General features: G+C 65.4%; 19 protein-coding genes. 10 read left to right on the top strand and 9 right to left on the bottom strand.

Annotated features, from left to right (window positions below; all coding sequences use genetic code 11):
• Window positions 1–8: 8 nt before the first annotated feature.
• The 4 genes from dut to WFP44_RS00615 all read right to left on the bottom strand — a co-directional run bounded on the left by dut (window position 9) and on the right by WFP44_RS00615 (window position 4,638).
• Complete coding sequence (gene dut / locus WFP44_RS00630) at window positions 9–467, bottom strand: dUTP diphosphatase (RefSeq protein ID WP_336924400.1); 459 nt, start codon at window positions 465–467, stop codon at window positions 9–11.
• Complete coding sequence (locus tag WFP44_RS00625; RefSeq protein ID WP_336924399.1) at window positions 460–2,196, bottom strand: bifunctional phosphopantothenoylcysteine decarboxylase/phosphopantothenate synthase; 1,737 nt, start codon at window positions 2,194–2,196, stop codon at window positions 460–462. Before WFP44_RS00625 ends, dut begins: the two co-directional genes overlap by 8 nt.
• Window positions 2,197–2,321: 125 nt before the next feature.
• Window positions 2,322–3,878: a 2-polyprenylphenol 6-hydroxylase gene (gene ubiB / locus WFP44_RS00620; protein ID WP_336924398.1), complete on the bottom strand. Its 1,557-nt coding sequence runs from the start codon at window positions 3,876–3,878 to the stop codon at window positions 2,322–2,324.
• Between the two features lie 16 nt (window positions 3,879–3,894).
• Window positions 3,895–4,638 (bottom strand): class I SAM-dependent methyltransferase, encoded by a 744-nt coding sequence (locus WFP44_RS00615; protein ID WP_336924397.1) that lies wholly within the window; start codon window positions 4,636–4,638, stop codon window positions 3,895–3,897.
• Window positions 4,639–4,737: 99 nt separating this feature from the next.
• Between WFP44_RS00615 and mutM the strand changes: the two genes are divergently transcribed.
• The 6 genes from mutM to WFP44_RS00585 all read left to right on the top strand — a co-directional run bounded on the left by mutM (window position 4,738) and on the right by WFP44_RS00585 (window position 10,380).
• Window positions 4,738–5,553 carry a bifunctional DNA-formamidopyrimidine glycosylase/DNA-(apurinic or apyrimidinic site) lyase gene (mutM, locus tag WFP44_RS00610; protein ID WP_336924674.1) on the top strand — a complete coding sequence of 272 codons (816 nt, stop codon included), beginning with the start codon at window positions 4,738–4,740 and terminating at the stop codon, window positions 5,551–5,553.
• Window positions 5,554–5,710: 157 nt separating this feature from the next.
• Entirely contained in the window at window positions 5,711–5,971 is a 261-nt protein-coding gene (gene rpsT / locus WFP44_RS00605) for a 30S ribosomal protein S20 (protein ID WP_336924396.1), read from the top strand.
• 666 nt (window positions 5,972–6,637) lie between these two features.
• Window positions 6,638–8,041 carry a chromosomal replication initiator protein DnaA gene (gene dnaA, locus WFP44_RS00600; protein WP_336924673.1) on the top strand — a complete coding sequence of 468 codons (1,404 nt, stop codon included), beginning with the start codon at window positions 6,638–6,640 and terminating at the stop codon, window positions 8,039–8,041.
• Between the two features lie 112 nt (window positions 8,042–8,153).
• Entirely contained in the window at window positions 8,154–8,534 is a 381-nt protein-coding gene (locus WFP44_RS00595; RefSeq protein ID WP_336924395.1) for a hypothetical protein, read from the top strand.
• 56 nt (window positions 8,535–8,590) lie between these two features.
• On the top strand, window positions 8,591–9,388 hold the full coding sequence (locus WFP44_RS00590; RefSeq protein ID WP_336924394.1) for a HesA/MoeB/ThiF family protein: 798 nt from the start codon (window positions 8,591–8,593) through the stop codon (window positions 9,386–9,388).
• Between the two features lie 68 nt (window positions 9,389–9,456).
• The gene (locus tag WFP44_RS00585) at window positions 9,457–10,380 is read left to right on the top strand and encodes an alpha/beta hydrolase (RefSeq protein WP_336924393.1); all 924 of its coding nucleotides are present in this window, start codon (window positions 9,457–9,459) and stop codon (window positions 10,378–10,380) included.
• Between the two features lie 30 nt (window positions 10,381–10,410).
• On the opposite strand, the gene WFP44_RS00580 is transcribed toward WFP44_RS00585, so the two are convergent.
• A complete protein-coding gene (locus WFP44_RS00580; RefSeq protein ID WP_336924392.1) occupies window positions 10,411–10,743 on the bottom strand; it encodes a hypothetical protein in 333 nt (110 codons plus the stop codon).
• Between the two features lie 185 nt (window positions 10,744–10,928).
• Between WFP44_RS00580 and WFP44_RS00575 the strand changes: the two genes are divergently transcribed.
• Window positions 10,929–12,464, top strand: a complete 1,536-nt coding sequence (locus WFP44_RS00575) for a tetratricopeptide repeat-containing sulfotransferase family protein (RefSeq protein WP_336924391.1) — start codon at window positions 10,929–10,931, stop codon at window positions 12,462–12,464.
• Here the strand turns inward: WFP44_RS00575 and WFP44_RS00570 are convergent.
• Window positions 12,455–13,174, bottom strand: coding sequence for an NAD-dependent deacylase (locus WFP44_RS00570; RefSeq protein WP_336924390.1), 720 nt, complete (start codon window positions 13,172–13,174; stop codon window positions 12,455–12,457). The genes WFP44_RS00575 and WFP44_RS00570 overlap by 10 nt on opposite strands.
• Before the next feature lie 35 nt (window positions 13,175–13,209).
• Between WFP44_RS00570 and dapB the strand changes: the two genes are divergently transcribed.
• The 3 genes from dapB to WFP44_RS00555 are packed head-to-tail and all read left to right on the top strand — an operon-like array spanning window position 13,210 to window position 15,053.
• Window positions 13,210–13,938, top strand: a complete 729-nt coding sequence (gene dapB / locus WFP44_RS00565) for a 4-hydroxy-tetrahydrodipicolinate reductase (RefSeq protein WP_336924389.1) — start codon at window positions 13,210–13,212, stop codon at window positions 13,936–13,938.
• Window positions 13,939–13,947: 9 nt separating this feature from the next.
• Complete coding sequence (gene nth, locus WFP44_RS00560; RefSeq protein ID WP_336924388.1) at window positions 13,948–14,616, top strand: endonuclease III; 669 nt, start codon at window positions 13,948–13,950, stop codon at window positions 14,614–14,616.
• A gap of 32 nt (window positions 14,617–14,648) precedes the next feature.
• A complete protein-coding gene (locus tag WFP44_RS00555; protein WP_336924387.1) occupies window positions 14,649–15,053 on the top strand; it encodes a DUF6491 family protein in 405 nt (134 codons plus the stop codon).
• On the opposite strand, the gene WFP44_RS00550 is transcribed toward WFP44_RS00555, so the two are convergent.
• The 3 genes from WFP44_RS00550 to WFP44_RS00540 all read right to left on the bottom strand — a co-directional run bounded on the left by WFP44_RS00550 (window position 15,054) and on the right by WFP44_RS00540 (window position 18,179).
• Entirely contained in the window at window positions 15,054–16,292 is a 1,239-nt protein-coding gene (locus tag WFP44_RS00550; protein WP_336924386.1) for a dicarboxylate/amino acid:cation symporter, read from the bottom strand. It abuts the gene before it with no gap.
• A gap of 88 nt (window positions 16,293–16,380) precedes the next feature.
• Window positions 16,381–17,517 (bottom strand): succinyl-diaminopimelate desuccinylase, encoded by a 1,137-nt coding sequence (dapE, locus tag WFP44_RS00545; RefSeq protein ID WP_336924385.1) that lies wholly within the window; start codon window positions 17,515–17,517, stop codon window positions 16,381–16,383.
• Entirely contained in the window at window positions 17,517–18,179 is a 663-nt protein-coding gene (locus tag WFP44_RS00540) for a glutathione S-transferase family protein (protein ID WP_336924384.1), read from the bottom strand. The genes dapE and WFP44_RS00540 overlap by 1 nt, the downstream gene beginning before the upstream one ends.
• Between the last annotated feature and the right edge of the window lie 62 nt (window positions 18,180–18,241).

The following is an 18,241-nucleotide window of genomic DNA, read 5'->3' as shown; positions in this document are numbered from 1 at the left end:
AGGAGGGGCTAAAGCGCCCCATGCCCCCCGGTGGAGCCGAAACCGCCCGCCCCGCGTGCGGTGTCGTCGAGTTCCTCTACCTCCACCCAGCGCGCCAGCGTGACGGGGGAAACGATCAGCTGCGCAATCCGGTCGCCGCGCGCAATCGGGAAATTGTCGGTGGAATGGTTGATGAGGATCACCTTCACCTCGCCCCGGTAATCGCTGTCAACCGTGCCCGGCGTGTTGGGCACGGTGATGCCGTGCTTCAGCGCAAGGCCGCTGCGGGGGCGCACCTGAATCTCGTAACCCGCTGGAATGGCTACGGCAAAGCCGGTGGCGACCGCGTGGCGCATTCCGGGCCGCAGGATCAGCGCCTCTGCCGAAACGACATCCATTCCCGCCGCGCCGGCCGTGGCATATTCGGGCAGAGGCAGGCCGTGGCCGTGCGGCAGGCGGCGGATCTTTACCGGAACCTGATCAGCCATGCACCGCCTCCAGATGGTCGGCGACTTCGGCGATCAGGCGACCGGCGACCTCGTCCTTGTCCATTTCCTCCCAATCTTCAACGCGGCGTTCGCGCACGATGTGCACCGCATTGCGCGTGCCGCCCATCACTTCGCCGGACACATCGTTCGCCACGATCCAGTCCACGCCCTTGCTCTTGCGCTTCCTGCGCGCATTTTCGACCACGTCCTGCGTTTCGGCGGCAAAGCCGATCAGGAGATCGGGACGCTTGGAACTGGCCGCCACCATGGCGAGGATATCGGGATTTTCGGTCAGCATCAGTGCGGGCGGCGCGCTGCCGCGCTTCTTGATCTTCTCGCCCTGATATTCGCGCGGGCGCCAATCGGCGACAGCGGCCACCATGATCGCGCAATCGGCGGGCAGCGCCTTCTTTACCGCCTGCGCCATCTCCTCGGCGCTCTCCACATCAATGCGGGTGACGCCTGCGGGCGTGGGCAGATGCACCGGGCCGGATACCAGCGTCACCCTGGCCCCTGCCGCTGCCGCCGCCGCGGCAATGGCAAAGCCCTGCCTGCCGGAGGAACGGTTGGCGAGGTAGCGCACCGGGTCGATCGCCTCATGCGTGGGGCCGGCAGTGATGAGAAGGTGCCGCCCTTTCAGCGGTTGATGCGCCAGCGCGGCGAAGGCAGGGGGCAGGCCGGGGGGTTCCGCCGCGGCCTTGGCCATGGCGGGCGCAGGGGCGGCAACAGGCATTTCGGCCAGCGGCACGACCGGAATGGCAGCCTCCTCGCCTTCGAAAGGCTGGGGCGCGGCCTGCCGCAGATTGACCGTGTGGTTGATCGCCTCGCGGTCGGTCGGCGGCGCGGCAACGGCGCTGCCCTTGGTTGCCAGCACCGGGCCAAGCGACGGATCGGGTTCGGGCAGATCGGGGCCGATATAGTCGGGATCGAGTTCCGCCGCTTCGGGCAGATCCTCCATATCGGAATAGGTGGCCTCGTCCTCGGCAATCCGGCGCGTGGTCGAACGCTGGATCAGGTTGCCGATCAGGCCGCCCAGACCGCCCGCTTTCGTCTTGGGTGCATCCGCCAGCGGATCGACGGGAGCGAAATCCTCGTCCGCGTCTTCCTCGGCAGCCTCTTCCTCCGCCAGACGGCGCAAATGGGCGGCAATGGCATCGTGGCTGGCGCTGCCCGGCTCAAGTCCGGGATCGAGGCCCAGAATGTCGGCAATTTCGAGCCAGATCATTTCCGGATCGGGCAGGCGTCCGGGGCCGTATTCGCCGCAGGCCATCTCGCCTTCGTCGGGCAGCATGACCTTGACGCCGCTGTCGGCCAGCCAGGCGACATTGCGCTGCGTCGCCTCGTGCAGCCACATCCGCACATTCATGGCCGGCACCGCCATCACCGGCTTGTCGGTCGCCAATATCAGCGTGGTGCCCAGATCATCGGCAATGCCCGCCGCCATCTTGGCCAGCAGATCGGCGGTGGCGGGGCACACGACGACAAGGTCAGCCTCGCGCGAGAGCTGGATGTGCCCGATTTCGGCCTCGTTCTTCAGATCCCACAGGCTGGTGTGCACCTGATTGCCGCTGAGAGCAGCCAGCGCCATAGGCGTCACGAATTGCGCGCCGCCATTGGTGAGCACGCAGGTGACATCGGCCCCACCCCGGCGGATCAGGCGCACGAGTTCGCAGCTCTTGTAAGCGGCGATTCCGCCGCCCACCACAAGAAGCACGCGTGGCTTGTCCATGTCCTTACCCGGCCCCTCCGGCTTCATCTGCGCGCGATGCTTGGCGCATCTTGGTTAAGATAGGCTTTCCTGCACCCTGCCCCGGCATTTGCCAAGCCTTTGCCTTGGCACGCGAAGCTGCCGGATCAGGCGATCCAGCCCAGCGCCATGGCGCCCCACAGCGCGCCTGCCCCCAGCACCGCTGCCAGCAGATAGCCCGGCCAGCGCCGCTGCGGCACGCGCCGCTTCTCCCACAGCAATTCGATATCGGGCACGGGCGGCGGTTCGGGCGCGCCGCCCTTGGGCGGATACATTTCTTCCAGCCGGCGGATCAGGGCGGGCACGCGCAGCAGCGTTTCGGTATCGGTCTTGATGCGGTCGGCAATCGCGGCTTCCGGCCCCAATTCGTCGCGGATCCAGCTGCGCACGAACGGGGCGGACACGTCCCACATATTGATGTCGGGATCGAGCTGGGTGGCGATCCCTTCGACCATCACCATCGTCTTTTGCAGCAGCAGCAGATGCGGCTGGGTCTGCATATCGAAATCGCGGGTGATGGCAAACAACCCGTCCAGCATCGCGCCCACCGAGAGTTCGGACACCGGCTTGCCGCGCATGGGTTCGCCCACGGCGCGCAGGGCGGTCGCGAATTCCTCTACCGAATGGTAGCTGGGCACATATTGCGCCTCGAAATGGATTTCGGCCACGCGGCGGTAATTGCCGGTGGTCAGGCCATAGAGAATCTCGGCCAGCCATTGCCGCGCGCGCCGGTCGATCCGGCCCATAATGCCGAAATCGATGGCGACGATGGTGCCGTCGGCCTTCACGAACAGATTGCCCTGATGCATATCGGCATGGAAGAACCCGGCGCTGATCGCCTGCGTCAGGAAGGCCAGCACCAGCCGCCGCGCCAGATCGGGAAGATCGTGCCCGGCGGCTTTCAGCGCGTCGATATTGCTGATCTTGACCCCGTCGATCCATTCGATCGTCATCACCTTGCCGCAGGTGCGATCCCAATCAATGTCGGGCACGCGGTAATCGGGAATGGCGCGCATCACCCCGGCGAGTTCGGATGCCGAAGCCGCCTCGCGCCGCAAGTCCAGTTCACGGTTGGTCCAGCGCTTGAAATTGGCAATGGTGAGTTGCGGGCGCAGGCGCGACGCTTCGCCCCCCAGCGCTTCCAGATGCGCAGCGGCCCATTCGTAAGTGGCGATATCGCGCGCGAATTTCTCCCGGATGCCGGGGCGCAGCACCTTGATCGCCACGGTGCGGCCATCGGTGGTGACGCCCTTGTGCACCTGCGCAATCGATGCCGCGCCCACCGGATCGGGATCGATATGCGCGAACAGATCGGTGAGCGGGCGCTGAAAGCTCGCCTCGATCTGCGCGGCGATCTGGTCGAACGGCACGGGCGGCAGGCTGTCTTGCAGGCTCAGCAGATTGCGCGCCGCTTCATCCCCCACCAGATCGGGCCGGGTGGCCAGCGTCTGCCCCAGCTTGATGGCGGCAGGGCCGATGGCGCGAAAGGCCGATGCGTAATCGGGCACGGCGGGCTGGCGCGTGCCGAAACGGGCGATGCGCACAAGGCGGCGCACCGGGGCCGGCGTGTTGGGATCACGCTCGATCCCGCGCAGCGCGCCGTGCCGGGCCAGCGTGCGGGCCCAGCCGAGCAGCCGCAATATATGCGTGGAAGGACGGGTCATGCGTGCGCGGCCTGCCTCACACCTTCCACCCCGAATGGATTGCAACCAGCCCGCCCATGATCGGTTCAACGCGCGTATTGGCGAAACCGGCGGCGCGGATCATGCCTTCGAACTCGCCCATCGGCGGAAAGCGGCGGATCGATTCGATCAGATAGCGGTAGCTGTCCTCGTCCTGCGCGATGGCCTTGCCGATCTGCGGCACGATCCTGTGCGAATAGAAGTCATACGCTTCCTTCGCGCCGGGCCATGTCATGGTGGAGAATTCGAGGCAGAAGAAGCGCCCGCCATATTTCAGCACGCGGTGCGCCTCGGCCAATGCCTTGTCGATATGCGTTACGTTCCGGATGCCGAAAGCGATGGTGTAGGCGTCGAACTGCCGGTCCATGTAATCAAGGCTTTCGGCGTTCTGGCACGACCAGACCAGATCGGTGATGCCGCGCTTCATCGCGCGTTCCAGCCCCACATCCAGCATGGCCTGGTTGATATCGGCCACCACCACTTCGGCGCCCGCTTCGGCAAGGCGAAAGGCGATGTCGCCCGTGCCGCCCGCCATGTCGAGGATCGCCTCGCCCGGCTGCGGTTTGACCCGGCGCACGAACCTGTCCTTCCACAACCGGTGCATACCGGCGGACATGGCATCGTTCATGATGTCGTATTTGGCGGCCACATTGGCAAAGACCTCGCCCACGCGGGCGGCCTTTTCGGCGGCGGGAATGTCTTCATATCCGAAGGACACGGTATCGGGCGCATCTGTGCTCATAGAGAGGTGCCTTAGGGGCAATTGCCGCGCGATCAAAGAGTGATAAAGGTCGCCCTCGCCCGCCCTGCCTGTTCCGCCTGTCCGCCCAAGGGAAGCCCCGTGCCCGAATTGCCCGAAGTCGAAACCACCGTGCGCGGGCTGGCGCGCTTTCTGGATGGGCAGCGCATTGAACGCGTGCAGGTGAACCGGCCCGATCTGCGCTTTCCCTTTCCCGCCGGGCTTGGGCAGGTTTTGACGGGCGCGGTGGTCACCGGCCTGTCGCGCCGCGCAAAATACGGGCTGATCCACACGGATCGCGGATCAACCTTCATCTTCCATCTGGGGATGAGCGGGCGCTGGCGGATCGACCCGGAAGTGGATGAGAAGCACGATCACCTGCTGATCGAAACCGCGCAGCACCGCTTTGCGCTCAACGATGCGCGGCGTTTTGGCTATGTCGATCTGGTCGAGACCGCCCGGCTGGAGGCCTGGCCTGCCTTTGCGACGATGGGGCCCGAGCCGCTGGGCGATGCGCTCACCGCCGATTATCTGCGCGCCGCGCTGGCGGGCCGCAAGCAGGCGATAAAGCTGCTTCTGCTCGATCAGCGCGTGGTGGCAGGCCTTGGCAATATCTATGTGTGCGAAGCGCTGTTCCGTGCCGGCATTTCGCCGCTCAAGGCAGGCGGCACAGTCAGCCGCGCGAGCCTGTCCCGGCTGGTGCCCGCGATCCGCGACGTGTTGCTGCAATCGATCGCAGATGGCGGCTCCACCTTGCGCGATTACGCGCGGCCCGATGGGCAACTGGGCTATTTCGCCACGCGCTTTGCCGTCTATGGCCGCGAGGGTGAGCCGTGCCAGACAGGGGATGGCGGCACCATCCGCCGCGTGGTGCAGGGCGGACGCAGCACCTGGTATTGCCCCAGGTGCCAAAAATAGGGTGGGCCAATGCCCGCGGAGCCGGAATATCCCAAACGAGTTGACGATTCGCCGCCTCACGGCTAAGGCGCGCGCTTTCCGGGCGGGTAACCGCTTGAACCCGTATTCATTCAGACACGACAGCGGCCGCGCCTCGCGGCCCGACACAAGGACGAACATGGCCAATACGCCGCAAGCCAAAAAGCGCATCCGTCGCAACGAAAAGCGCGCCGAAATCAACGGCGCGCGCATCAGCCGCATCCGCACTTTCGTGAAGAAGGTGGAAGCGGCCTGCACCGCCGGGGACAAGACCGCCGCTGCCGAAGCGTTCAAGGCGGCGCAGCCCGAAATGGCGCGCGGCGTGGCCAAGGGCGTGCTGCACAAGAACACGGTGGCCCGCAAGCTGAGCCGCCTGTCCAAGCGAATCGCCGCGCTGTAATTCGGCTGCCGATTCGCCTGCCCGGCAGCGTCCGGGCGGAACAGATTCGGAACAGCAAGCGATAAGGGCCGGGGCTTTTGCCGCCGGCCCTTTTCGCATCCGCAGCACGCAGCGCCTTCGCAGTGCGGCAACCCTAGGTATTCTCGCGATTCGCAAGACTGTCACAAAACTTTTGCGCTGAATCAGGCACTTGAACGGACGCCTGCGGGTTTGCTTCGAGTCAACTCCCTATATTTAGCTTTTTTTACACCACGCCCCTTGCCCCATTTCGCGGCTGCTCCATAACAGGCTTTCGGCCGGACGCTTTCGTTCTGGCCATCTACAATTGAGACTTTGGATCGATGGACTGATGCGCCCATGCGGCGTTTCGGGACGGGAAAGTTGTGTCTGCGCACAGGGGCCAATCGGGCGCTGGCGCAAACGGTTTGGACAGGCAGCGGGGGCGTTGCACAGGCGTGCATCGCAGGGAAATTTGGGGGCTTGAAGGCAGCTATGATTCGCAGGGGACCGCAAACCGGAACTTCGCTTCCCGTGGGAGGAACGAACCCGATCGCGGCTGGCAGGTGCGCCGGCACACCGATGAGTGGACCCACCTCCGATTCGGACGCGCAACCGCGCCAGCAGACGGCAGCCTATCCAACACAGCGTGACGGGACAGCATTGAAGATGGAAGAACAGGAAGCGTTGGATCTGGCGGCAGACTGGGCCGATATCAGCCAGGGGCTGCGAAAGGATCTGGGCCACCAGCTGTTCACGCAATGGATCCGGCCGATTCAGCTGGGCTCGTTCAACAAGGCGACCGGCACGCTGGAACTGTTCCTGCCCACCGATTTTTCCGCCAATTGGGTGAATGACCGTTTTCACGACCGGCTTTCGCTGGCGTGGAAAATCGCGCGCAGCGAAGTGCGCCATGTCGCGATCAAGGTGCATCCGGGCCGCCGCAAGCTGGCCGATCTTGATCTGCGCGGCGAAGACGGCTTCGGCCACCGCGCGGCCAATGATGCCACGCTGGCGATGGAATCGATTGGCGACGATGGCTTCACTGCGTCGGTCGGGCTTGACCCTTCGCTGACCTTTGCCGCCTTTGTCACCGGCACGACGAATGTGCTGGCCAAGAATGCGGCCGAACGGATGGCCAAGGCGGAAAAGCCGCAATTCTCGCCGCTCTACCTCAAGGCCGCGACCGGGCAAGGCAAGACGCATCTGCTGCACGCGATCGGCCACGATTACCTCGCCGCGCATCCGCGCGCGCGCATCTTCTATTGCAGCGCCGAACGCTTCATGGTCGAGTTCGTGCAGGCGCTGAAATCGAACGAGATGATGGAGTTCAAGTCGCGCCTGCGCGGGTTCGACCTGCTGCTGGTGGACGATATCCAGTTCATCATCGGCAAGGCGAGCGCGCAGGAAGAACTGCTCTACACGATCGATGCGCTGCTGGCCGAAGGCAAGCGGCTGGTCTTTGCCGCCGACCGGGCGCCGCAGGCGCTGGACGGGGTGGAACCGCGCCTGCTGTCCCGCCTGTCGATGGGTCTGGTGGCCGATATCCAGCCTGCCGATATCGAACTGCGCCGCCAGATCCTCGAATCCAAGCTGACGCGCTTTGCCCCGCTCGATGTGCCGGGCGATGTGATCGAATTCCTGGCCCGCACCATCAACCGCAATGTGCGCGAACTGGTGGGCGGCCTCAACAAGCTGGTCGCCTATGCCCAGCTCACGGGTCAGGAAGTCAGCCTGCAACTGGCCGAGGAGCAGCTGACCGACATCCTGTCGGCCAACCGTCGCCGGATCACGATTGACGAGATCCAGCGCACGGTCTGCCATTTCTACCGGATCGACCGGGCGGAAATGTCCTCCAAGCGGCGCGCGCGCGCCGTGGTGCGGCCGCGGCAGGTGGCGATGTATCTGGCCAAGGTGCTCACCCCGCGCAGCTATCCGGAAATCGGGCGCAAGTTCGGCGGGCGCGACCATTCGACGGTGATCCACGCAGTGCGGCTGATCGAGGATCTGCGCAAGCGCGATGCCGATATGGATGGCGATGTGCGCAGCCTGCTGCGCCAGCTGGAAAGCTGACCGACGCTTCCCCACCTCCCTGTGCGGGCGGAATTCATCTGCAATTCAGCGCATCTGTGGCGAAATCCACCGTCTCGGCATAATCGGTAAAGCGGAGGTATTGGGGATGAGAATGCACGCGCTTTTCGCACTTGTCGCCAGCCTGGCACTGGCGGCTCCTGCTTCGGCACAGCAAGCGGCAAACGCGCAATCGCCTGTAACCGAGGGAAAGCGGACCACCAAACAGCCCCGCACGGCGCAGGGCAATAACCGCGGCTATGTGGTGGGCAAGGGAGGCGTTGCGCGCCTTTCGGCCGATAGCGGCGCGCAGGCCGGTTCCACGGACACCAGCCATGCTGCACCGGCCGAATCGGTTGAGGCGGCAGAGGCTCCCCCTCCACCCGCAGCGGGGGCGATCGGAGTGAACGAGCCGGGCGTGAACCGCGCTGTCGTGCCAAGTCTGCCGATCGGGGTCAACGAACCGGGTGTGAATCGGGCGTCCCGACCGCAGTAGACGGCCCGCGCGCACGGCTATCGACAGCGCGTCCACAGCCTGCCAACAGGCTGTGCATGAATCTGCCCACCGACCGCCCGCTTTCGCCCGAAAGGCTGGAACGCTTTGCCCGGCATATCGTGCTGCCCGAACTGGGCGGCGCGGGGCAGGCGGCGCTGGCGGAATCGCACCTGCTGCTGCTGGGGCTGGGCGGGATTGGCGCGCCCGCGCTGCAATATCTCGCCGCGGCGGGGATCGGCCGGCTGACACTGGTGGACGATGACGCGGTCGATGCCAGCAATCTGCAACGCCAGACGATCTATACCGAGCGCGATATCGGCCACGGCAAGGCGGTGGTCGCGCGGCAATGGGTGGCCGGGTTCGACCGCGCGCTGGACGTGACGATCAGCGATGCGCGCATCACGCCCGCCAGCGCGCCCGCCATGCTGGCAGGCGTCGATCTGGTGCTCGACGGGACGGACAATTTCGCCACCCGCCTCGCCGTATCCGATGCCTGCGTGACCGCCGGGGTTCCGCTGCTGTCCGCTGCGGTCGGGCGCTTTCAGGGGCAGGTCGGCGCCTTTGCGGGCCATCTGCCCGAAAGCCCCTGCTACCGTTGCTATGTCGGCGATGCTTTCGATGCGGAGGATTGCGACACCTGCGCCGAAGACGGGATGCTGGGCGCCATGGCGGGCTGGACGGCGACCTTTGCCGCGCTGCAGGCCATCCGCGTGCTGCTGGCGGTCAAGGGCGATGCACCGATGGGCGATCCGCAATGGGGGCAGTTGCATCTGCTCGACGGGCTGAAACCGGGTATGCGCAGCCTGCGCATCGCCAAGGATCCCTCCTGCCGCGCCTGCGGGCCGCACGGCTGAGCACAGCGGTTGACCCGGCTATTTGTCGGAGTAATACTGCCTCCTGCTTGAAAACAAGGGAGGATTCGATGCTGTTTGCCAAGGCCTTGCGCCGCACTGGAATGGCGCTCTTGCCGCTGGCGCTGGCCCTGTCCGCCGCGCCCGTGGCGGCGCAGGATGACGCGATGACCGCGATTGCCATCCCCGATCAGCCTGCCGCCATCCCGCTTGGCACAGGCACGCTTCCCGGCGCTGCCGCTGCGGAAAGCTGGCATATGCAATATGGCAGCCGCTTTGCCCGCAATGTGGTGCAGGCAACGCTCACCCCTTTCCTGCCCGATCCGGCAAAGGCCACTGGCGCGGCGGTGATCGTCGCACCGGGCGGCGGCTTCCGCACGCTGTCGATGGACAATGAAGGCTGGGACGTGGCCCGCGCGCTGGCGGATCGGGGCGTGGCGGCCTTCGTGCTCAAATACCGCCTCAACCAGACGCCGGAAGCGCTGGAGGTGTTTGCCAACTGGCGGCCCGAACCGCGCCCTGCTCCCGCCACCCCGGCAGAGGCGCTGGCCGCCCTGCAACCGCAGCTGGAAGATTCGCGGGCTGCCTTTGCCCTGGTGCGGTCACGTGCTGCCGAATGGGGCGTGGATCCTGACAAGATCGGCATGATCGGCTTTTCCGCCGGTGCGCGCCTCACCATGGCGACACAGGAGGGTGTGGCTGAGGCGCGACCCGCATTCCTCGGCAATATCTACGGCCCGATGAACGCGCAGGCGGTGGCCGCTGATGCGCCGCCGCTGTTCATTGCGCTGGCGGTGGACGATCCGCTGTTCCCCAATACCGGGTTTGGCCTGGTGGAAAGCTGGCGCGATGCCGGGCGGCCGGTGGAATTCCACTATTACGAACAGGGCGGCCACGGCTTCGGGATGTATCCCAAGACCACCACCAGCACCGGCTGGTTCGAAGCCTTCGCCGCCTGGCTGCGGATGCACGGATTCATCGCCAACGCCGGATAAGGCGTCGCAAGTGCCCTTCCGGCAGGGGGTTCAATCCTGCCGGAAGGCCTCCACCGCGCCATCGGGAGAGGCTGCCCCGACCACAATGGCGATCGTCCCGTCGGGGCCGATTTCCACCCTGTATTGCTGCAAGCCCGCCTGCCGGGCCGCACCGATCGCGCGTTTGAGATCGGCCTGTCGCCACGCCTTCTTGCGAGCCTGGGGTGTTTCCCCTGTGTCTGGAGTGTCCGGCATAAGCTCGAAACCCGGCACCTGGCCAGGCATAACGCCGTCCTGCCATTCGCGCAGGAACTGGGCCCTTATGGCGAAGGGATAATCCCCCTGCCGCGCCACAGCATTTCCATCGGCGCGCCTGTCGACCACTGTCCGAATTGTCCCCCTCCCCGAATGAATGGGCCCGCTGCTTTTGGTGCGCGGTGCTCTCATTTGCTTCCCAATGTGTCAGATTGTGCCGTTAGCTTTCTAACGGTGCAAGGGGGAATTGCGACCGGTTGAGACAAATTACGACATTTGCGGGCTTGCCGCCTTGTTATCGGCAAGCAAGAGCCTTGATCTGGATCCACTGGAAACCGGTTTACCGCTTGGCCAACTCCCGCAATCCGACCCCGCCAAGGCAACACAGTTCGGGACAGGACAAACAGGCGCAGGCGCTGCGCCTGCTGGCCGACTTGCGGGATAGGCTGGCTGAAGGTGCACGCGACCGGATCGTCGCGCTGTTGCTCCAGCTGGAAAACCTGGCCCCGTCGATGGGACCGCAATGGCTGGCGCTGGCGCGGATTGCGGGCAATCAGGCGGAAGTCGCGCTGGCCCGGCGGTTAATGGCCCTGTATCTGGACCAGACGGGGCGCAGCGCTGCCAATCTCTACAATGCCGCACATCTGCTGGCCCAAATGGACCTGTGGGGCGAAGCGCTGGACATCATGCGCGGGATTCCCGCCGGCCAGCTTGATCCGGCAGCCCTGGCGCATAGCCGCGGCACGGCCGAGCTGTATTGCGGCGACCCGCAGACAGCCCGCCAATTGCTGGAGGAAGCGGTGCGCCTGCGCCCTCATTCGGCCCCCAGCTGGCTGTCGCTGGCGACACTGGTAAACTTTGCCGAGGAGGAAGTGCTGGCAGATCGTCTTGCGATGGCAAGCGCACAATATGCTGGCCTTTCCGAAACCAACGCCATCCTGTTTGCTCAGGCCATGGGCAAGATGCTCGCGGAACGGGGCGAGCATGACCGGGCCTTTGCCTGCTTTGCCCAGAGCGCGGAACTCGCTCGGCGCACCGCCCCCTATGATGCCGGGCAGGCCGCGCAGGAGGCTGCCGAAAGCGTTGCGGGATTTGATCCAGCCAGCCTGACCGCCTTGGCCCGGACGCAGACGGAACCGACCGACCGCACCCTGTTCGTAACCGGCCTGCCACGAAGCGGCACGACGCTGACAGCGCAAATCCTCACCAGCCACAGCACCATTGCCGGTGCGGCAGAAATCAACCGGGTGAGCCTTCTCGTGCAGGATATAGGCGGCCGATCGGGCGATGCGGTGAAGGCGCATCTTCAGGCGCATCCGGCGCCGGATCTGGCGCGCCTGTGGCATCGCTGGCTGGACGAACGCTTTTCCCCCGGCGCGCGGGCGGTAGACAAAACCATCGGAGCAAGCCGCATGATGGGCGTCATCGCCGCGCTGCTGCCGCAGGCACCTTTGGTATGGTTGGTGCGCGACCCGCTTGATTGCGCCTGGTCGTGCCTGCGCAACTGGTTCAACGGCGATTTCCGCTGGCGTTTCCGGCAGGAAGATATGGCCCACCACTTTCGGCTGGAGGACGATTTGCGGCGGCGATGGCAGGATATGCTGGGGGATCGCCTGCTTGTCCTGCGCTACGAAGATCTGGCACGCGATCCGGCGGGCACCATCCCGCGCCTGCTGGCGCATTGCGGGCTGGCAGACGAACCCGCCGTCTATGCCCCGCACCGCAATACCCGCGCCGTCACCACCTCCAGCGTGATGCAGGTGCGCCAGCCGATCAGCCCGATGGGCATTGGCGCGGCAGCCCCCTATCGCGCGCATCTGGAGCCATTCCTCGCCGCCTATCAGGCTTGAGCGAGCAATTCCTCGACCAGAGCGGGCACCAGATCGCTGGCCTTGCCCAGCCGTGTCTCGTCAAAGAAGCGGCTGCCCAGGCTCTCCTCCAGATTGAGTTCCAGCGTGCGCGCACCCGCCCGCGCGGCCTCCTGCACAAAACCGGCCGCGGGATAGACCGCGCCGCTGGTGCCGATGGAGACGAACAGATCGGCCTCGGCAAGCGCGCGGTAAATCCGCTCCATCTGATAGGGCATTTCCCCGAACCAGACGATGTCGGGGCGCAAGCTCGCCATCCCGCAATCCGGGCACGGGGGGCCGTTGCGCAAAGTCGCGCGCCAGGGGTGGCGGGCATCGCAGGTGGTGCACCAGGCCGACAGCGCTTCCCCGTGCATATGCAGCACGCGGCGCGCACCGCCGCGTTCGTGCAGATCGTCGATATTCTGCGTCACGATCAGCAGGTTGCCCCTTTGCCGTTCGGGCCGCCATTCGCTGTCGAGCCGCCCCAACGCCAGATGCGCGGCATTGGGATTGGCGGCCATCACCTGCGCGCGCCGCTCGTCGTAGAAGCGCTGCACCAGATCGGGATCGCGCGCGAAACCCGCTGGCGTGGCGACTTCCTCTACCGGGTGATCTTCCCACAGACCGTCATCGGCGCGGAAGGTCTTGAGGCCGCTTTCGGCGCTTATCCCCGCGCCGGTCAGGATCACGATGTTGCGGATATCGTTCATTGGCACCATGAAGCAGGAAGAAAGGGATTTTTCAAATGGCACGCATCGGGATTATCGGCAGCGAAGGGCGCATGGGGCAGGCGCTGCGCGATGCGATCGCGGCGGCGGGGCACCAGCTTGCTGGCGGGGTGGACCGGGGCGAGGATGTCGCGCGGCTGGCGGATGGCAGCGATGTGCTGGTGGATTTTTCCGCGCCGCCTGCGCTGGAAGGCAATCTGCACGCGGCGATTGGGGCGGGCATCCCCATACTGATCGGCACCACGGGGCTGGAAGCTGCCCACCACGCCGCCATCGAAAACGCCGCGCGCGCAGTGCCGGTGCTGCAAACGGGCAATACCTCGCTGGGGGTCACGCTGCTCGCCCATCTGGTTCAGGAAGCCGCCGCGCGGCTGGGGCCGGATTGGGATATCGAGATTGTCGAGATGCATCACCGCATGAAGGTGGACGCGCCCAGCGGCACCGCCATCCTGCTGGGCGAGGCGGCGGCGCGCGGGCGCGGCATTGATCTGGCCAGTCATACGACAAGCGGACGCCACGGCCATACCGGCGCGCGCGCGGCGGGCGCCATCGGCTTTGCCGCGCTGCGCGGGGGCACGGTGGCGGGTGAACACAGCGTGATCCTGGCGGGCGATCAGGAACGCATCACCCTTTCCCACAGCGCCGAAAACCGCATGATCTTTGCCCATGGCGCGGTGAAAGGCGCCGCCTGGCTGATTGGCAAGCCGCCGGCCCGCTATTCCATGGCCGAGGTGCTGGGACTGTAAGCCGCTGCCATGACAAGGGACGAAATCTTCGAATTCTTCCGCCGTCTGGCCGAAGATGATCCCGCGCCGCAGACCGAGCTGGAATATGGCAATTGCTACCAGTTGCTTGTCGCGGTCACCCTGTCCGCGCAGGCAACTGATGTGGGGGTGAACAAGGCCACCGCCAAGCTGTTTGCGTGCGTAAAGACACCGCAGGATATGCTCGATCTGGGCGAAGAGGGGCTGCGCGAGCACATCAAGACCATCGGCCTGTTCAATTCCAAGGCGAAGAATGTGATGGAAATGGCCCGCCTGCTGGTGGAGCGGTTCGGCGGCGAAGTGCCTTCCACGCGCGAGGAACTGGTTACCCTGCCCGGCGTGGGCCGCAAGACCGCCAATGTCGTGCTCAATTGCTGGTTCGGGCAGGAAACCTTTGCGGTGGATACTCACATCTTCCGCGTCGGCAACCGCACGGGGCTGGCAAGGGGGAAGACGCCCGATCAGGTGGAGGCGAAGCTGGAAAAGCGCGTCCCCGCCCCCTTTCGCCTCCACGCGCATCACTGGCTGATCCTGCACGGCCGCTATGTCTGCAAGGCGCGCACGCCCGAATGCTGGCGCTGCAAACTGGCCGATCTGTGCCGGTACAAGCCCAAGACCGCCGCACCTCGAACAGCTGCGGCAAAGGTTCCGGTACCCTGACTCCGTCCTATGGGGCATAGGAGGACATGGACATGACTGCACGCATTGCCACTGCATCGCTGGCCGCTCTGGCCCTTCTCACGTTGGGAGCCTGCGCCAGAGGCGAGGCGGCCGATGAGCGCGACGTGATCCGCGCGCCGCAAGCGCAAGTCGTGGGCGAGCCGGTCAACTGCGTCTCGCTTGACCGGATCGAACGCACGCAGGTGCATGACGATTACACGATCGATTTTCATATGCGGAACAACACGATTTACCGCAACACCCTGCCCGCGCGCTGCGGGTCGCTGGGGTTTGAACGGCGCTTTGCCTATCAGGTATCGACCGGGCAATTGTGCCGTCTGGATATGATCCGCGTGATTACCGGCAACGGGATTGACGGGGTGACCTGCGGGCTTGGCCCCTTCGTGCCGATCGAACTGACCGGGCAGCCGCGCTGATCAGATATCGTCCGCGCTGATCATCTCGGCGCGGTCGATCTCGCCCGTCATGGTGGCAACCGCCACGGTCACCGCGCTGTCGCCGGTCACATTGGTGGCGGTGCGCATCATGTCCATGATCCGGTCAACGCCCGCCACAAAGGCGATGGTTTCCAGCGGCACGCCCACCGCGCCAAACACCAGCGCCATCATGATCAGGCCCGTGCCCGGAATGCCCGCCGCACCCACCGATCCCACCGTCGCCAGCACCGAAATCAGCAGGTAATCGGCAAAAGTCAGGTCCACGCCGAAAATCTGTGCGCCGAAGATGGTGGCAAGGCCCAGATACATCGCGGTGCCATCCATGTTGATGGTCGCGCCCAGCGAGATGACGAAGCTCGATGTCGGGCGGCTGACGCCCAGATTGCGCTGCGCACAGCGCAAGGTCACCGGCAGGGCGGCGTTGGACGATGCGGTGGAATAGGCCACCGCCGCCGCGTCCACGATGCCGCGGAAAAAGGCGATCACCGGCAGGCCCGCCAACAGGCGCACAATCGCCGTATACATCAGCCCGATGATCAGCAGACAGCCCAGATAATTGAGCAACACCAGTTGGCCCAGCGCCGACAGTGCATCCAGCCCCAGCGTGCCCGCCACCCACGCCATCAGCGCGAACACGCCAAACGGCGTCAATTCCATCACGATGCCGGTGACCTTCTGCATCACGACCGCGCCGCTGTCGAACAGGCGGGCAAGCGGCTCACCCTGCTCCTTCGCCATGACGATGCCGATTCCCACCAGCAGCGCAAACACGATCAGCGGCAGCACCTGCCCATCCGCCATAACCGCCACCGGGTTATCGGGAATGATCGAGAGCACCATGTCCACCGCACTGGTGGTGGCCGGTTCCGGCACCGGGCCGGGGTTGAGCGCAGTGGTATCCAGCCCGCTGCCCGGCGCGAACAACGTGCCCAGCCCCAGCCCCAGCCACACGGCGATCTGCCCCGTCACCACGAACAGCAGCATGGCCCGCCAGCCGACCGCGCCCAGCTTTCGCAAGTCCCCGATGGAGGCCACGCCCGCCACCAGCGACAGGAACACCAGCGGCACCACCAGCATCCGGATCGCACGCACAAAGGCATCGCCGATCCACTTGATGCTTTCCGCTTCCGGCCCCCAGATGAAGCCGGTGGCAATGCCCAGCACCAATGCCGCGATCACGCGCTTCCACAAGGGGGTGGCAAACCATTTGCGCAGCATGGCAATTCCTTCAAGGTCAGGGCCGTTTGCGCCAGCCTAACAGAGGCGGGCGGATCGTGTCATGCGCGGTCTGTCGTAGGCCCGCCGCTCAGGCCGCCAGCGCGGCCAGCGCGATTCGGCGGTAGATGCGCGCCAGCACGGCCAGATCCTCCAGCGCCACCGCTTCGTCGCGCTTGTGCATGGTCGCGTTGCACAGGCCAAACTCGATCACGGGCGCAATGCTCTTGAGAAAGCGGGCATCCGAAGTGCCGCCGCTGGTCGAAGGTTCGGGGCGGATGCCGGTCTCGGCCTCGACCGCATCGGCGATCAGCGCGGAAAAGTCGCCCGGCGGGGTCAGGAAGGGTTCGCCCGAAATGACCGGGCGGGCGATGGCCCCGTGCCGTGCGGCGATCTCCTCCAGCCGTGCCACAAGGCCAGCGCCCGAATGCCGATCGTTGAAACGGATCGAGATGCGGCCCGTGGCGCGGGCGGGGATCACATTGGTGGCCTTGTTCCCTACCGCAATATCGGTGATTTCGAGGTTGCTCGGCTGGAACCAGTCGGTGCCTTCGTCGAGTTCCATCGCATTGAGATCGGCCAGCAGGCTGACAAGGCGCGGCAGCGGATTGTCGGCCAGATGCGGATAGGCGACGTGCCCCTCGCGCCCCTCCACCACGAACCAGCAATTGAGCGAGCCCCGGCGGCCGATCTTCATCATGTCGCCCAGGCGGTGAACGCTGGTCGGCTCGCCCACCAGGATGAGGTCGGGCGCCTCGCCCAATTCGGCCATCCGGTCCATCAGCGCGCGCGTGCCGAACAGCGCCACGCCCTCCTCGTCCCCGGTGATGATCAGGCCGATCGTGCCCGCGTCAGCCGGAATGTCCGCCACGGCGGCAACCATGCAGCCGATCGCCCCCTTCATGTCCACCGCGCCCCGGCCATAGAGCAGATTGCCGCGCACTTCGGGCGCAAAGGCGTCCCCCGTCCATCCCTCGCCCGGCGGCACCACATCCAGATGCCCGGCAAAGGCGAAATGGCGCGATCCCGCAGGGCCGCGCCGCACGGCAAACAGGTTTTCAACCGGCCCCGCGCCGCTCGCTTCTTCGCCCACGCCTTCGATGAAACGATGCACGGCAAAGCCCAGCGGGAGCAGCATGGCTTCGAGGCAATCGAACACGCTGCCGGTGGCCGGCGTCACGCTTTCACACGCGATCAGCCGCTTTGTCAGGTCAACCGGATCGGCCATCAGTCGGCGCTCACCTCGAATTGTGCGATCTGCCATTCTTCGGCCAGCGCGCCGTTCACCCATTCCTGCATCCAGGGATGCTCCCAGATCGCTTCCATATAGGCCTGCGCAAAGCCGGGCACACCGATGCCATAGGTGATGAAGCGGCTGACCACGGGCGCATAGAAGATGTCGGCGGCGCAGAAAGTGCCGAACAGGAACGGCCCGCCCTTGCCGAAGCGCGCCCGCGCCTCGGCCCACAGGCCAAGGATGCGCACGATATTGGCGCGCGTCTCGTCATTCAGCTCGATCTCGATTCGGCGGCGGATGTTCATCGGGCACTGGCGACGCAGCGGGAGGTAGGAGGAATGCATTTCCGCCACCATCGAACGGGCCATGGCGCGGGCGGCATCGTCCTTGGGCCAGAAGCGATCACGCCCCACCTTGTCGCTCAGATATTCCATGATGGCCATGCTGTCCCACACCACCACATCGCCATCCCACAGCACCGGAACCTTGCCGGCAGAGGGCCGGAATTCGCCCTGCTCGCGCTTCATCGCCTGCCAGTCATCCCCGTCGATATGGACGGTAAGCTCTTCAAAATGCAGGCCCGATTGCCTGGCTGCCAGCCAGCCGCGCAAGCTCCAGCTGGAATAGGTCTTGTTGCCGATAATCAGCTTCATGCGTGGTTCCCGGTGCCGGCGGGTTAGTGGAAGGGCAGGCCTACCCGTTCACCCATTCCCTG

Origin of the sequence: Alteraurantiacibacter palmitatis (assembly GCF_037154115.1) — a bacterium.
GTDB classification, from domain to species: Bacteria; Pseudomonadota; Alphaproteobacteria; order Sphingomonadales; family Sphingomonadaceae; genus Alteraurantiacibacter; species Alteraurantiacibacter palmitatis.
The sequence above is the reverse complement of the archived record's forward strand: the minus strand, read 5'-3'. Positions and strand labels throughout refer to the sequence as shown.